Source organism: Streptomyces inhibens, assembly GCF_003389455.1.
Classification (GTDB): domain Bacteria; phylum Actinomycetota; class Actinomycetes; order Streptomycetales; family Streptomycetaceae; genus Streptomyces; species Streptomyces inhibens.
The window spans coordinates 61,905-76,359 of sequence record NZ_QUAC01000073.1 but is presented as its reverse complement, the minus strand read 5'-3'; the positions used below and the strand labels follow the sequence as shown (position 1 = coordinate 76,359).

General features: G+C 71.0%; 11 protein-coding genes. 9 read left to right on the top strand and 2 right to left on the bottom strand.

Annotation, left to right across the window (positions count from 1 at the left end; translation table 11 throughout):
• Window positions 1-615: 615 nt before the first annotated feature.
• Complete coding sequence (locus DY245_RS10160; protein WP_128505764.1) at window positions 616-2,700, top strand: SpoIIE family protein phosphatase; 2,085 nt, start codon at window positions 616-618, stop codon at window positions 2,698-2,700.
• Window positions 2,701-3,012: 312 nt separating this feature from the next.
• On the top strand, window positions 3,013-4,470 hold the full coding sequence (locus tag DY245_RS10155) for an APC family permease (protein WP_244942959.1): 1,458 nt from the start codon (window positions 3,013-3,015) through the stop codon (window positions 4,468-4,470).
• Between the two features lie 108 nt (window positions 4,471-4,578).
• Here DY245_RS10155 and DY245_RS10150 read toward each other — a convergent pair whose 3' ends face one another.
• Window positions 4,579-4,917, bottom strand: a complete 339-nt coding sequence (locus DY245_RS10150) for a hypothetical protein (protein WP_128505762.1) — start codon at window positions 4,915-4,917, stop codon at window positions 4,579-4,581.
• Between the two features lie 448 nt (window positions 4,918-5,365).
• Between DY245_RS10150 and DY245_RS10145 the strand changes: the two genes are divergently transcribed.
• From DY245_RS10145 to DY245_RS10115, 7 genes are all read left to right on the top strand, one after another.
• The gene (locus DY245_RS10145; protein ID WP_128505760.1) at window positions 5,366-8,083 is read left to right on the top strand and encodes a SpoIIE family protein phosphatase; all 2,718 of its coding nucleotides are present in this window, start codon (window positions 5,366-5,368) and stop codon (window positions 8,081-8,083) included.
• Between the two features lie 35 nt (window positions 8,084-8,118).
• The gene (locus DY245_RS10140; protein ID WP_128505757.1) at window positions 8,119-8,514 is read left to right on the top strand and encodes an SHOCT domain-containing protein; all 396 of its coding nucleotides are present in this window, start codon (window positions 8,119-8,121) and stop codon (window positions 8,512-8,514) included.
• Between the two features lie 121 nt (window positions 8,515-8,635).
• Entirely contained in the window at window positions 8,636-9,472 is an 837-nt protein-coding gene (locus DY245_RS10135; protein WP_244942958.1) for a DeoR/GlpR family DNA-binding transcription regulator, read from the top strand.
• 116 nt (window positions 9,473-9,588) lie between these two features.
• On the top strand, window positions 9,589-10,887 hold the full coding sequence (locus DY245_RS10130; protein WP_128505755.1) for a four-carbon acid sugar kinase family protein: 1,299 nt from the start codon (window positions 9,589-9,591) through the stop codon (window positions 10,885-10,887).
• A gap of 25 nt (window positions 10,888-10,912) precedes the next feature.
• Window positions 10,913-11,986, top strand: coding sequence for a 4-hydroxythreonine-4-phosphate dehydrogenase PdxA (gene pdxA / locus DY245_RS10125; protein WP_128505753.1), 1,074 nt, complete (start codon window positions 10,913-10,915; stop codon window positions 11,984-11,986).
• On the top strand, window positions 11,983-13,308 hold the full coding sequence (locus DY245_RS10120) for an MFS transporter (protein ID WP_128505750.1): 1,326 nt from the start codon (window positions 11,983-11,985) through the stop codon (window positions 13,306-13,308). The genes pdxA and DY245_RS10120 overlap by 4 nt, the downstream gene beginning before the upstream one ends.
• Window positions 13,309-13,602: 294 nt before the next feature.
• A complete protein-coding gene (locus tag DY245_RS10115) occupies window positions 13,603-13,845 on the top strand; it encodes a hypothetical protein (RefSeq protein WP_128505748.1) in 243 nt (80 codons plus the stop codon).
• A gap of 114 nt (window positions 13,846-13,959) precedes the next feature.
• Here DY245_RS10115 and DY245_RS10110 read toward each other — a convergent pair whose 3' ends face one another.
• The gene (locus DY245_RS10110) at window positions 13,960-14,454 is read right to left on the bottom strand and encodes a MarR family winged helix-turn-helix transcriptional regulator (RefSeq protein ID WP_128505746.1); all 495 of its coding nucleotides are present in this window, start codon (window positions 14,452-14,454) and stop codon (window positions 13,960-13,962) included.
• Window position 14,455: the final 1 nt, after the last annotated feature.

Sequence of the window (14,455 nt, the reverse complement as noted above, 5' to 3'; positions counted from 1 at the left end):
ACAGTCGGGCCGCCGCAGCGTTCAGCTGCGGCGGCCCGTCGCTGCGGTCAGGCGGCCGCGCCGGCCTCCTGGCCGGCCTGCCGGCGCAGCGCCGGACCAGCGCGCGTAACTCACCTGTCGATACCCGGCGTCCTTGATGGACCAGGGCTTTACGCGCCGGGTCTGCACACGCCGCACGGGCCCAGGTCGGCTTCACAGCTCACCCGGCCCGTGCGGCCCTTCTTATGTCACGCGCCGAGCACCTCTGCGGCCGAGCGCCTCTGTGTTCCGGCAGGCCACCAGGCGCCACTGCCCGTCTTCCTTCGCCATCACGTGGAGCGGGGTACCCGCATTCCCGATCGGCTTCCTCCGGGCGCCGGCGGACGTGGTCACGGTCGCCGGGGGCGGCCGGAATCATCGCCCCGAATATCGCCAACACGGTCGCCGAGCTGGGAACGGCGGCGGATAATGCTCCCTCGCGCACGGGTCGGCGATGCCCTGCGGATCCCGCTCTCCCTGCGGGGCCGTCCCGTGGCGAGAGATGATGGAGGGCAGCGGAATCACAGCGAGAATCGGCCGATGTACGGAGAGCGCCACGGCTGTCGGTCAGCGGTGACCGGCGGAAGGAGTGCCTGGATGGGTGCGACCGACGCGTTCCCCGAGGGCGCCACCCCGGTCGGGGCCACACCGGGGCAGCCCGGTGGCCTGCTGGACGTGCTGGGCGTGGCCGCGGTGATGCTGGACGCGGAGGGGCGGATCACCCTGTGGAGCCCGCAGGCCGAGCAGCTGTTCGGCTGGAGCGCCAAGGAGGCCCTCGGCCGGCCCGCCGCGCAGCTGCTGGTCGGACCCGAGCACTTCGACCTGGTGCTGCAACTCTTCTCCCAGGTCATGTCGGGCGGCGAGAGCTGGGCAGGGGTCTTCCCCGTCCAGCACAAGGACGGCTCCACCCGGCTGGTCGAATTCCGCAATATGCGACTGCTGGACGAGCGCGGCCAGACCTACGCCCTGGGCATCGCCACCGACCAGGCCGTACTGCGCAGGGTGGAGCGGGATCTGGCGCTGTCGGTACGGCTGGTGGCCCAGTCGCCCATCGGGCTGGCGGTCCTGGACACCGCGCTGCGCTTCGTCATGGTCAACCCTGCGCTGGAGCGCATCAACGATCTGCCTGCCGACCAGCACATCGGCCGCGACGTCCAGGAGGCCCTGTCCTTCCTGGACACCGACGTCATCGTGTCCCGGATGCGTGAGGTCCTTGAGAGCGGCAGGCCGCTGCTCGACCAGTTCACCGTCGGCCGCACCGCCGCCGACCCCACCGCGGACCAGGCCTGGTCGGTGTCGTACTACCGGCTGGAGGACGCCCACGGCCGGGTACTCGGGCTCGCCACCTCGGTCGTGGACATCACCGAGCAGCACCGGGCCGCCACCGAGGCCGCCCGCGCCCGCCGGCGGCTGGCCATCATCGCCGACGCCTCCGCGACCGTCGGCACCACCCTCGACGTCGACCAGACCGCCCACGAACTGGCCGATGCCATCGTGCCCGAGCTGGCGGACATCGCCGCGGTGGACGTCCTCGACGCCGTACTCGACGGCCGGCGCCCCACCTCGCTGTCCCGCGGCGGCCCGGCCCGCTTCCGGGCGCTCGCGGTGTCCGTGGCCTACGCCACCGACGCCGTCCGCGCCGCCGACCCGACCGGCCAGATCGCCTCCTACGAAGCCGACCGGCTGATCACCCGCTGCGTGACCGAGGCCCGTCCGGTGCTCCTCTCCCAGGTGGACGAGGAGGATCTGCCGCATATCGCCGCTGATCCGGAGGGCGCCGCCCACCTGAAGCAGGCCGGGCTGCACTCCTACCTGGCGGTGCCGCTGATCGCCCGTGGTGAGGTGCTCGGCGCGCTGTCGCTGTACCGCGTACGCAATCCGGTGCCGTTCGACGAGGACGACGCGGTGCTCGCCGTGGAACTGGCCGCCCGGGCGGCGGTGTGCATCGACAACGCCCGCTCGTACCAGAGCGAACGCCGCACCGCGCTCACCCTCCAGCGCCACTTGATGAACCACCGGCCGCCACAGCCCAAGGCCATGGAGATCGCCTACCGCTACCAGCCCGCCCAGGCGGCCAGCGAGGTCGGCGGCGACTGGTTCGACGCCATCCCGGTGGCCGGCGACAAGACCGCCCTGGTCGTCGGTGACGTCATGGGCAGCGGTATCAACGCCGCCGCCACCATGGGCCAGTTGCGCACCACCACCCGCGCTCTCGCCGACCTCGATCTCGATCCCGACGAGGTCCTCCGCCACCTCGACCACATCGCCGGCGGCCTCGATCCGGCCTTCGCCACCTGCCTGTACGCCGTGTACGACCCGCACCGCGCGCAGTGCCGGATAGCCGTCGCCGGCCATCTACCGCCCATCGTGGTCCGGCCGGGCCGGCCGCCCGAACTGCTCGATCTGCCCACCGGCGCCCCGCTCGGCGTCGGCGGTGTCCCCTTTGAACAGACCACGGTTCCGTTGCGCGACGGCGACCTGCTGGTGCTCTACACCGACGGGCTGGTCGAGACCCGTCAGCAGCCCATCGACGCCCGCCTGGACACCCTGCTCACGCTGCTCGCGGAGTCCGAGCAGGATCTGGAGGGCCTCTGCGATCGTCTGCTGGGCGCGCTGCGCGACGAGCACGGCCACGACGATGTCGCGCTGCTCATCGCCCGGGTCCACGCGCACGAGGAATGAGGCCGGCAGTTTCGGCGGAGCCGCAACGGATTCGGCGGCGGCTCGCAGCAGAATCCACCTCCGGCCCCCCGGCCGCGAAATCCGCTCCTGTGCCGCATCTGAATCATGGATAAGCGCCCCTAGCCTGCCCTTCGGCTACGGATTTCGTTGTCCAGGGACCTTAACAAGACCTTGACGTGAGTCGTCGGCAGGGGTTTTATTCGGTCACCAAAGCGGCGCCTGTGGCTCTCCGGGTTCGGACCGTTTTGCGGCACTCTTCCCCGAAAGTGCCCCCCTCTTGCCGTCAGCATCGATGGGATACGGATAACAGATATGCCCTACACGCCTGTTGCCTCCGCAGCTCCTGAGCGGGACTCCCGCAGTGCGACGGACGGGGACGCCCCCCACGCCCCCAAACTCACCCGGTCGATCGGTGTCGTCGGCGGCACCCTGCTCACGCTGTCCTGTCTGACCCCGGCATCCTCACTCTTCGTGATCGTGCCGGACTCGTTCGCCAGCCTGGGCACGGGCACCGCACTCACCATCGCCGTCGCGGCTCTGCTGTGTATCGGGGTGGCCTTCACCTACTCCGAGCTCGGCACGCTGATCCCGAGCTCCGGTGGCGAGTACGCCATGGTCGGCACCCTCATGGGCCGCCTTGCCGGATGGCTGGTTTTCATACTCTCGCTGATCGTCGTCATGATCGTGCCGCCCATCATCGCCCTGGGCACCGCCGACTATCTGGCGCCGATCATCCATCTCGACCCGCAGTACACCGCCGCCGGTGTGATGCTGCTGGCCACCGCCATGGGCCTGCTCGACCTGCGCGCCAACGCCTGGATCACCGGCATCTTCCTGGTGCTGGAGGTCGTGGCCTGCGCGGTCGTCGCCTTCCTCGGCTTCACCCACACCCACCGGTCCGCATCGGTGCTCGTCCACCCCGTGATGGACGCCGGACACGGACACACCACGGCCGTCACCGCCGGTCTGATCGTGACCGGACTGGCCACCGCGCTCTTCATCCTGCAGGGCTTCTCCACCGCCGTGTACCTCGCCGAAGAGATGGAGAACCCGCGCCGCAATGTTTCCCGCACGGTGCTGTGGACCCTCGCCATCGGCGCGGCCGTCGTCCTGATCCCGGTGGTCGCGATCACCCTCGGCGCCCCCGACCTGAAGACCCTCGGCGCGGGTGATGTCGCCGGCATGGTGCAGAACTGGAGCAACTCCGGCGTCGGCACCTTCGTCAGCCTCTGCATCGCCCTGGCGATCATCAACGCGGCGATCGTGATGGTGATCCAGAACTCCCGGGTGGTCTTCTCCTCGGCGCGCGACGCGGCCTGGCCGACGGTCGTCAACCGTGCCTTCTCGCACGTCGGCCGGCGCTTCGGCTCCCCCTGGGCGGCCACCCTCGCGGTGGGCGTCCCCGGCGCGGCCCTGTGCTTCGTCAACCTCGACACCCTGAGCGAGGTCACCGGCGTGGCCGTCGCCGCGATGTATGTCTTCGTCGCTCTGGGCGCCCTGGTCTCGCGCCGTGGTGAGCACAAGCACCGGCTCGCCTGGCGGATGCCGCTGTGGCCGGCGATCCCGGCGCTGCTGATCGTGGTCCTGGCCTGGGTCCTTTGCCAGCAGAGCACCAAGAGCCTGGTCATCACCGGCGCCATCGTCGCCGCCGCCGCGCTGTACTGGGCCTGCTATCTCCGCCCGCGGCAGGAGACGCACTGGGTGATCTCGGTCCCCGAGGACGGGCAGGCCTCCGTCGAGGAGCCCGCCACCGCATCGGTGCCTGTGTAAGGCCGTAACGGCCGCTGGAGTCGCCCGCCCGGAGCTTCTGCCCGGGCGGGCCTTCTTCTTTTACCGGTCGGCTACCGGTCGGCCGTGACCGGTCTTACCGGATGGCTGTTACCGGTCGGCGGGCCGGGAGAGCGCGAGCGCGTCCAGCAGAAGGCATACGTGGTCGACGGCGTCCCGTCCGGCGGGGCCGTCGGCCAGCTGTGTGTCGTCGAGCAGCCCGGCGGTCATCAGCAGCAGCCGCAGCAGCCGCTCTCCGGTTCCGTCCGACGGTTGCGCGTGTGCCAGGACGGACCGGATCTGCTCGCCCGTGAGGGGCAGACCGGTTTCGAGGAAGCGGAACAGCGCGACGGCGGCCTGCCGGTCGGCGTCGTTGGGCTTCCATACTCCGAGCGCGTGGTGGTCGATGAGCGCGGCCGCCTCGGCACGGATCTCCTCTGCAACATGCATGCCCCCGAACGTCTCATACCGCCAAGCCGGCCCGTGCGTGGGCAAGGGGGAGCTCTGAGCCACCCCCACTCCGGTTCCGACCCCTCGGCGAACGGGGCTGACCAGGCATGTTGTGCCGGTTCGTGATTCACCCGACCGGCAGACCACGGCAAGGCAAGCCGCCGGACCTGTGGGAAGAGTTACATGAACCATCCGGCTCCTGGGCGATTTGTCCCCGGTGTGGTGGTGCAATGTGACCGGTGCGTATGTCCCCTTCGTCGAAGACGTCGCATATGTACGGCAGTAAAACCTACCGAGGGGTCTTGCCGCCCTCTGGCGCCCGGCCCCGGATCACGGGACCATCCTCGGACAGCCCGTGAGGCCGTCCGGCGCGACACGGGCCCCAGCGGCTGCTGCGCTCCGCATTGCGCGGCTCGCCCACCGTATGCGGGAGGTGTAGAAAGAGGACATGGCCGGACGCTACGGCCGCCCGCGTTCGGTTCTCAGGATGCGAACTGTCGCAGGTCAGGTCTTTCTCCTGCAGGTCGCGATCGTGGTGCTGCTCGTCGCTGCCGCCATGGCGGCGCTCGTGCTGCAATCCCGGGCCGCCGGAGACCGCGAGGCCCTGCACAGATCGGTCGCCGTCGCCGAATCCTTCGCGAACTCGCCCGGCATCGAGCAGGCGCTCAAGAGCCCCAATCCGACCAAGGTGCTGCAACCGCGGGCCGAGGCCGCCCGCAAACGCTCCGAGGTCGACTTCATCGTCGTGATGAACACCCAGGGCATCCGCTACACCCACCCCATCACCAACCGGATCGGCAAGAAGTTCGTCGGCACGCTGAAACCGGCGCTGGCCGGCGGTGTGGTCACCGAGAAGATCACCGGAACCATCGGGCCCCTCGTCCAGGCCGTGGTGCCGGTCTTCGGCCACGACGGCAAGGTCATCGGCCTGGTCTCCGCCGGCATCACCGTCAACCGGGTGAGCGGGGTCGTCGACGACCAGTTCCCGCTGCTGTTCGGCGCCGCGGCGGGCATCCTCCTCCTCACCACCGGCGGTACGGCACTGGTCAGCAGACGACTGCGCCGCCAGACCCACGGCCTCGGCCCCGCCGAGATGACCCGGATGTACGAGCACCACGACGCGGTGCTGCACGCCGTACGCGAAGGCGTGATCATCATCGGCGGCGACGGCAGGCTGCTGCTCGCCAACGACGAGGCGCGCCGGCTGCTCGATCTGCCGCCGGACGTCGAAGGACGCCAGATCGCCGATCTCGGACTCGACCCCGCCACCGCCCGTCTGCTGGCCTCCGGCCGGGTCATCACCGACGAGGTCCACCCGGTCGGCGAGCGGCTGCTGGCCGTCAACCAGCGCCTGACGGACCAGGTCGGCGGGCCGCCCGGCAGCGTCACCACGCTGCGCGACACCACCGAGCTGCGGGCACTCACCGGCCGGGCCGACGTGGCCCGCAGCCGCCTGAAGCTGCTCTACGACGCCGGCACCGAAATCGGCACCACCCTCGATGTGAGGCGTACCTGCGAGGAGCTCGCGGAATTCGCCGCCGCCCGGTTCGCCGACGTCGTCACCGTCGATCTGGCCGAGGACGTGCTGGTCGGCGAGGAGCCCGCGCCGACCGGCGGCTCGGGCGTCCAGATGCGGCGTACCGCCGCCAGCGGCGCCCCACCGGACAGCGGCCTCTATCCGGTCGGCCATCTGATCCGCTTCGACCCCGCCACCTCCCTCGGAGTCGGCATCGCCAGCGGCGAACCGGTCCTCGAAGCGGACCTGACCGCATTCAGCGGCTGGCATCTGCAGAACCCCCAGCGGGCCCGGAAGATCGTCGGGCACGGTATCCACTCGATGATCGCCGTCCCGCTGCGGGCCCGTGGCGCCATCCTGGGCGTGGTCATCTTCTGGCGCTCGCAGGAGCCCGAACCGTTCGAGGAGGAGGAACTCTCCCTCGCCGAGGAACTGGTCGCCCGCGCCGCGGTGAGCATCGACAACGCCCGCCGCTACACCCGTGAGCACACCATGGCGGTCACCCTGCAACGCAGCCTGCTGCCGCGCGCCCTGCCGGACCAGAACGCCGTCGAGGCCGCGTACCGCTATCTGCCCGCGCAGGCCGGCCACAGCGGGCTCGGCGGCGTCGGCGGCGACTGGTTCGACATCATCCCGCTGCCCGGCGCCCGGGTCGCGCTCGTCGTCGGCGACGTCGTCGGCCATGGACTGCACGCCGCGGCCACCATGGGCCGGCTGCGCACCGCCGTCCACAACTTCGCCAACCTGGACCTGCCGCCCGACGAAATCCTCTGGCACCTCGACGAACTCGTCACCCGTATCGACCAGGACGAGGGCGCCGGGGGAGCCGAGGCCTCGGTCACCGGAGCCACCTGCCTCTACGCCATCTACGACCCGGCCGCCGGGACCTGCACCATGGCGCGCGCCGGGCACGTCCAGCCCGTGGTGCTGTGGCCCGACGGCACCGCCGAGATCGCCGAGGTGCCGGGCGGCCCGCCGCTCGGGCTCGGCGGCCTGCCCTTCGAGACCTGGCAGCGGCAGCTGCCCGAGAGCACCCGCCTGGTGCTCTTCACCGACGGTCTCGTGGAGGACCGCAACCGGGACATCGACGACGGTATGGCGCTGCTGAGCCGCACCCTTACCGACCGCCCGGGCCGGACACCGGAGGAGACCTGCGAGGCCGCGCTCGGCGCACTGCTGCCGGAGCGCCCCAGCGACGACATCGCGCTGCTCGTCGCCAGCACCCGGGTGCTGGATGCCGCACATGTCGCCGACTGGGACGTGCCGCCCGACCCCTCGGCAGTGGCGCAGATACGGGCCGCTGCGGTCCGCAAGCTGATCGAGTGGGGGCTGGCGGAGGAGGCGTTCACCGCCGAGCTGATCCTCAGTGAGCTGGTCACCAACTCCATCCGCTACGCCGCCGGCCCCATCGGCGTACGGCTGATCCGTGACACCTCCCTGATCTGCGAGGTCTCCGACCGCAGCAGCACCTCGCCGCACCTGCGCCAGGCCGCCACCACCGACGAGGGCGGCCGCGGCCTGTTCCTGATCGCTCAGCTCGCCGAACGGTGGGGGACCCGGTACACCAGCAGCGGCAAAGTCATCTGGACGGAGCAGGCGCTCGCCGACGGCGATCTGGTCGCGGGGGCGGCCGACGACGGGGATCCTTGAGGTGACGGCACGGCTCGGATCAGAGGGAGGCCGTGATGGATTACCCGTTGCTCAACGCATTCTGGACGATGTGCCTGATCTTTTTGTGGGTCATGTGGCTGGTCCTGCTGTTCACGATCATCAGTGACATTTTCCGCAGCCGGGACATCAACAACTGGGTCAAGACGGGCTGGCTCCTCGTGGTGCTTCTGCTGCCCTTCCTCGGCGTCTTCCTCTACGTGATCGCGCGCGGCCAGGGGATGAGTGAACGCGAGGCCGAACGGGCCGAACGCCAGCAAAAGCAGCTGCAGGCCTACCTCCGGGAGACGGTGCCGACCGGTGACGAGGCGAGCCGGCACGCGGATTCCCTGGCGAAGCTCGCCGAACTGAAGAACCACGGCGACATCACCGAAGAGGAGTTCCAGAAGGCAAAGGCCAAGGTTCTCGCCTGACCGCGGCCCCCTTCGCGGTCCGCTTGACGACTGTTAGCCTCAAGTTGCGCGAAACGTGCAACTTGAGGAGCCTCCGGCGAGGGCGCCGGACGGGCGACGGCACACAGAGGCGGGCAGTGAAGTGACCAGTGGGGAACGCACGGCCACCCGGCGCCGCCGGGAGCGGATGGTGGAGCTGCTCGGCGCGGGCGACATCAGCGTCCACGATCTGGCGGCCGAGTTCGATGTCTCGCTGTCCACCGTCCGCCGTGATCTGGCGACGCTGGCCGCACTCGGCCGGATCACCCGCACCTACGGCGGAGCGGTCGACCACCGTGCGGTGGAGCGCTCCTGGCACGACAAGGAGCGCGAGCAGCGCGGCGAGAAGGACGCCATCGCCCGCGCCGCGGCCGCGCTGGTCCGCAGCGGCGATGTGGTGCTCCTCGACGCGGGCACCACCGTCGCCCGGCTGGCACATGAGTTGCGCGACCGCAGCGACATCACCGTCGTCACCAACGGCCTTTCCACCCTGGTGGAGTTGGCCGACGCCGAGGTGGAGGTCGTGGTGCTGGGCGGCCGGCTGCGGCGCCCCAACGAGTCGCTGCTGGGCACCCGTACGGAACAGGCGCTGCGCCGGCTCACCCCGGACATCGCCTTCCTCGGCGTCGACGGGCTCGATCCCCGCCGCGGTATCAACTGCCCCGACCTCGAACAGGCCGCGCTGAAGGAGACGATGGCCGAGTGCGCCCGTGCCGCCTGGGTGCTCGCCGACCATTCCAAGCTCGGCGGGGGAGGGGGCTTCCCCTATTGGGCGGCGATGCCCGCCGGTACGGGCCTGCTCTCCGGGGGCGATGAGCGGCAGCTGGCCGCGTTCACGGACGCGGCCTGGTCGGTGCGCACCGTCGGGGACGACGCCAAAGGCGCGGCCGGGCACGCGGCCGGGGACGCCGCCTTGCACGCCCCCCTGCACACCTCTTGACAGCCCGTTCGCCGACTCGCACTCTGAACTGCGTGAACCACGCAACAAAAATGCGTGGTCCAGTCACTTCGGAGCCGAGGTCCGCAACGGCACCGGAGCCGACGGGAGGAGACCTCGTGGCCCAGGTGCTCGTCATCGGAGACGACCTCACCGGAAGCAACGCAACGGGTGCGCTCTACGCGCGACTGGGCCTGCGGGCCGTCACCGTCGGCGCGCTCGCCCAAGTGGAGCGCTACGCGCACCGGGTGGACGTCCTCGTCGTCAACACCGCCTCCCGGCACTGGCCCCCCGCGCGCGCCTACGCCGCCGTCCGGGCCGCCGCCGAAACCGCCGGCGAGGCACCCCTGATCGTCAAGCGCGTCGACACCACACTGCGCGGCAACCCCGGCAGCGAACTGGACGCGGTGGCGGACTGCCTCGCCGCGCGCGAGCCCGCGGCCCGGATCCGCACGCTGGCCGTCCCCGCTTTCCCCGACGCCGGCCGCAGCACGGTGGGCGGCCTGCACCTCGTCGACGGCGTACCGCTGACCCGTACGGCCGTGGCGCGCGACCCCTTCGACCCCGTCCGGCACTCCCGGGTCGCGGCCGTGCTGGGAGCGCAGAGCAGGCGCACCACGGACGAGCTGACGCTGGACGTGGTGGAGCGCGGCCCCGACGCGGTCGCGGCGGCCCTGCGGGAGAGCCGGGCCGAGATCGTGGTCTGCGATGCCACCGAGAACGCGCATCTGCACACGGTCGCGGTGGCCGCCGCCCGCCTCGCCGCCGAGGACGCCGTCCGCTGGGTCGCACTGGACTCGGGGCCGTTCGGCGCGGCGCTCGCCGCCGAACTGGGCCTGCGGCCCGAGAGCGGCACCCCCGCCCGCATCCTGGCCGTCGTCGGCAGCGTCACGGACCGCACCCGCACCCAACTCGCCCATACGGAAACGGCGCTCGGCGCCCGCTGGGCCGACCTCGACCCCGCCGACCCGGATCCCGACCGGGTGCTGGCAGCGCTGCGCGCGGCAGCGGAGGACGGCGCCACGGTGCTCGGCGTCCGGGTGGCCCCCGACCTGCGGACGGCAGCCACCGGCACCACTCCCGTACCCGATGCCGGCACCGCCGCACGCATCCTGCGCTGCCTCGCCGAGGTCGCCCGCCGCGCGGTCACCGAGCTGTGCCCCGGCGGCCTGTACGCATCGGGCGGCGATGTCGCCGAGGCCGTCACCTTCGCACTGGGCGCCGACGGCTTCGCCATCGAAACCGAGGTGCTGCCGCTGGCCATCGCCGGGCACCTGGTGGGCGGTCCCCACGACGGGCTGCTCTTCGCCACGAAGGGCGGTCTGATCGGCGGCCCCGACGCCGCCCGCGACTGCCTGGAACATCTGCGTGCGGCTTGCACCCGGCACACCCTCGGCACCACCTTGAGCGCGAACTGAACACCGCACCCCGAAAGGCGACCTTATGACGACCCATCAGCCGACGGCCGGCCATCGGCCGACTCCCGAGCGCCCGCTGCCCCTCCTCGCCGTGACCCTCGGCGACCCCGTCGGCATCGGCCCCGAGATCACCGCCCGTACCCTCGCCGACCCGGCGACCATCGCGCTCGGCCGCGGACTCGCCGTCGGCGACGCCGCCGTACTACGCCGCGCGGTGGCCGTCTGCGGCCTGGACGTCGAGATCAACGCGGTCGGCGCGCCCGGTGAGGCACGGTTCGAGCCCGGCACCATCGACGTGCTCGACCTCGGTATCGCCCCCGCCGACCTCCCCTGGGGCACGGTCGACGCGGTCGCGGGCCGCTCCGCCGTGGCCGCGATCGAGGCCGCCACCCGCGCCGCGCTGGCCGGCGAGGTCGACGGCGTCGTCACCTCACCGATCAACAAGGAGGCGATCTGGGCGGCCGGTTCGCAGCACCTCGGCCACACCGAGATGCTCGGCGAACTCACCGGCGCCGCACACTTCGACACCATGTTCGTGGTCCGCGGCCTCAAAATCTTCTTCACCACCCGCCATCTCGCCCTGCGCAAGGCGCTCGACCAGATCACCGAGGAACGGGTCATGGCGAGCATCCGTCACGCGGCCACCGCACTGCGCGTCTTCGGCCATGACGAGCCCCGGCTCGCCGTCGCCGCGATCAACCCGCACGGCGGCGAGGGCGGTCACTTCGGCGACGAGGAGATCACCGTGCTGCGTCCGGCCGTGCAGAAGGCGGCCGCCGAAGGTCTCGGCGTCGTAGGGCCGATCCCCGCCGACTCGGTCTTCCACCAAGGGCTCGAAGGCCGCTTCGACGGGGTGCTCTCCCACTTCCACGACCAGGGTCATATCCCCGCCAAGACCGTCGACTTCGACGGCACCGTCTCCGTCACCGTGGGCCTGCCGATCCTGCGCACCTCCGTCGACCACGGCACCGCCTTCGACATCGCCGGCAGCGGCCGCGCCTCCCACGGCACGATGGCCGCGGCCTTCCGCGCCGCCGCCGACTTCAGCCGCTTCACCGACCGGATCCGCGCCACCTACGGAACGGCAGCCGCCCGATGACGGACGTCACCCCACCACCGACCCCGCAAGCGACCCCCGCCAAGCGCTGGGCGTATGTCATCCCGGTCGCCGCGATCATGTACATGCTGGCGTATCTCGACCGGAACAACGTCTCCGTCATCCTCCCCTACATGCACGGCGACCTGGAGCTGTCCAACGCCGACAAGGGACTGGTCGGCGGCATCTTCTTCGTCGGCTATGTCTTTCTGCAGATCCCGGCCGCGATCCTCGCCCAGCGCTGGAGCGCCCGGAAAACCGTCCTCATCCTCATGCTCGCGTGGGGGCTGGCCGCCTCGCTCTCCGGTCTCGTACAGACCACATCGCAGTTCTACGTGGCCCGTTTCGTGCTGGGCTTCTTCGAGGGCGGCGTCTGGCCCGCCGTACTGATCCTGCTCGCCTCGTGGTTCCCGCTGCGCGAGCGCGCCCGCGCCAACGCGCTGTGGATGGCCTGTCTGCCGCTCTCCTCGGTGCTGATGGCACCGCTGTCCGGCTGGATGCTCGACCATACGAGCTGGCGCTGGGTACTCGTGCTCCAGGGCGTGCCGCCCCTGGTGTGGGCGGTCGTCTGGTGGTTCGCGGTCGCCGACCGGCCCGCGCAGGCCCGGTGGATCTCCCGCGCCGAGGCCGACCACCTGGAGCGGTCGATCGCCGCCGACGAGGCCGCGAAGCCGACGGCGGGCAGCGGCTCGTACCTCGACGCGGTCAAACAGAAACCGGTCCTCGTCCTCATCGGCGTCTACTTCTTCTGGATCACCGGCTTCTACGGCTTCAACCTGTGGCTGCCGTCGGTCATCAAGGAGCTGACACACGCCGGATCGTCCACCGAGGTCGGGCTGCTGACCGCGATTCCGTTCACCGTCGCGCTGGTCGTGATGATCGCCAACGCCGCCTGGTCCGACCGCACCGGGAGACGACGCCAGGCGGTGGCCGTCCCCCTCGTCGTGGGCATCGCGGCGCTGCTGCTCGGACAGGCGGTGGACGGTGCGCTGCCGCGGATGCTGCTGCTGTGTGTGACGGCCGCCGCGCTCTACGCACCGTACGGACCGTTCTGGGCGATCCCCGGCCAGCTGCTGCGCTTCGAGGTGGTGGCCGTCGCCATGGGCCTGATCAACGCCCTCGGAAACCTCGGCGGCTTCGCCGGCCCCTACCTGGTGGGCTGGCTGACCGACGCCACCGGATCCAGCGTGACCGGCTTCGCGGTGCTGGCCGCCTTCCTCGCGGTGGCCGTGGCACTGGTGGTGCTCGGCCTGCGCCCGAGCACACCGCCCGTACGCGAGTTGGCGGGGCATCCGCCGGAGGGAGCCCGGGCGGCCGCGGACTGACGCCCCATCACCGCCCGGCCGTGGAGGACGACCAGGGGCGGGAGCCGCCGGAGCAGGGGCGGTGCGGATCCATGGCGAGCGAACAGACCACCCGTCTCTACGCGTTGAGCGTGCGGATCCCCTGATCCGGCCCGTTCGGCCTCGCTGCGACCCGCGACCCGCCGCGCACTTCACGAAAAGGGCTGTCGGTTACTCCGACTCGCGCAATTAATGGCGAGTCAGGTTTTGGGAGGTTCTGTGAAGGTGATCCCTGAAAAGGTCGATATACCCCTTTGATCCTCCTGAGGAGCAGACATGCGCATCCGCGCCGCGATCGCAGCCAGCGCCCTGGCAACCACCATCGTCATGGGCGGTGCGAGCGCCGCCCTGGCTAACGGCAAGGACCACCACCGCCACCACCACCGCGGCCACGGCCACGGCCACCACGCCTCGTGCTGGCTCTCCGCGGGCGTCCTCCACCATGTCGGCCCGGTCTTCAGTGAAGGCTGCGAGAAGGGCGGCTGGGGCTGGGGCAGCGGCGACGGCTACTGGAAGTAATCCCACAGCTGTCAACCGGTGCCGACCGATACGGCCACACGTCGCTTCGGTCGGCACCGTCCCCCTACGCGAGCTGCGCCAGGGCCTGTCCGGCATTGACCCGTCGGGCGGGCCCTAACGCGTCTCGCGTCCGGGCTTCCTCGGCATCAGCTCCGGCAGCGTGGACAGGGCCTGCAGGCCCCTGAGGAATCCGTTGCGGTCCGCGGCCGGCAGCTGGGCGAGCAGCCGTTCCTCGCCTTGCTGGATCGCGGCCTGCACGGCGTCGCGCAGCCGTCGGCCCTCGCCGGTGAGTGAGAGCAGGCGCGCCCGCCGGTCCCCGGGGTCGGGCTGGCGGCGAATCAGCTTCCGTTCCTCCAGGTCGTCGAGGACGGCGATGATGCGGGTCTTGTCCGCCCGGATGGCCTCGGCCAGCGCGGCCTGGGTGCGGATCGGCGTTTCGTCGAGGTGCAGCAGCACCGAATACGCCCACATCGTCAGGCCGTGGGCGTCGAGGACCGGCTGCTCGGCGGCCATCAAGGCCCGGCCCAACGGCACGATCATCGCCGCCAGGTCGGGACGGGCCGGCCGTCCCCCGGATGTGGTGCCCCTGTCGGCTGTGTTCTCGGCCATG

Coding starts and splice junctions, on each gene's coding strand:
- DY245_RS10160 (WP_128505764.1), top strand. CDS start 616: ATGGGTGCGACCGACGCGTTCCCCGAGGGCGCCACCCCGGTCGGGGCC.
- DY245_RS10155 (WP_244942959.1), top strand. CDS start 3,013: ATGCCCTACACGCCTGTTGCCTCCGCAGCTCCTGAGCGGGACTCCCGC.
- DY245_RS10150 (WP_128505762.1), bottom strand. CDS start 4,917: ATGCATGTTGCAGAGGAGATCCGTGCCGAGGCGGCCGCGCTCATCGAC.
- DY245_RS10145 (WP_128505760.1), top strand. CDS start 5,366: ATGGCCGGACGCTACGGCCGCCCGCGTTCGGTTCTCAGGATGCGAACT.
- DY245_RS10140 (WP_128505757.1), top strand. CDS start 8,119: ATGGATTACCCGTTGCTCAACGCATTCTGGACGATGTGCCTGATCTTT.
- pdxA (WP_128505753.1), top strand. CDS start 10,913: ATGACGACCCATCAGCCGACGGCCGGCCATCGGCCGACTCCCGAGCGC.
- DY245_RS10120 (WP_128505750.1), top strand. CDS start 11,983: ATGACGGACGTCACCCCACCACCGACCCCGCAAGCGACCCCCGCCAAG.
- DY245_RS10115 (WP_128505748.1), top strand. CDS start 13,603: ATGCGCATCCGCGCCGCGATCGCAGCCAGCGCCCTGGCAACCACCATC.
- DY245_RS10110 (WP_128505746.1), bottom strand. CDS start 14,454: ATGGCCGAGAACACAGCCGACAGGGGCACCACATCCGGGGGACGGCCG.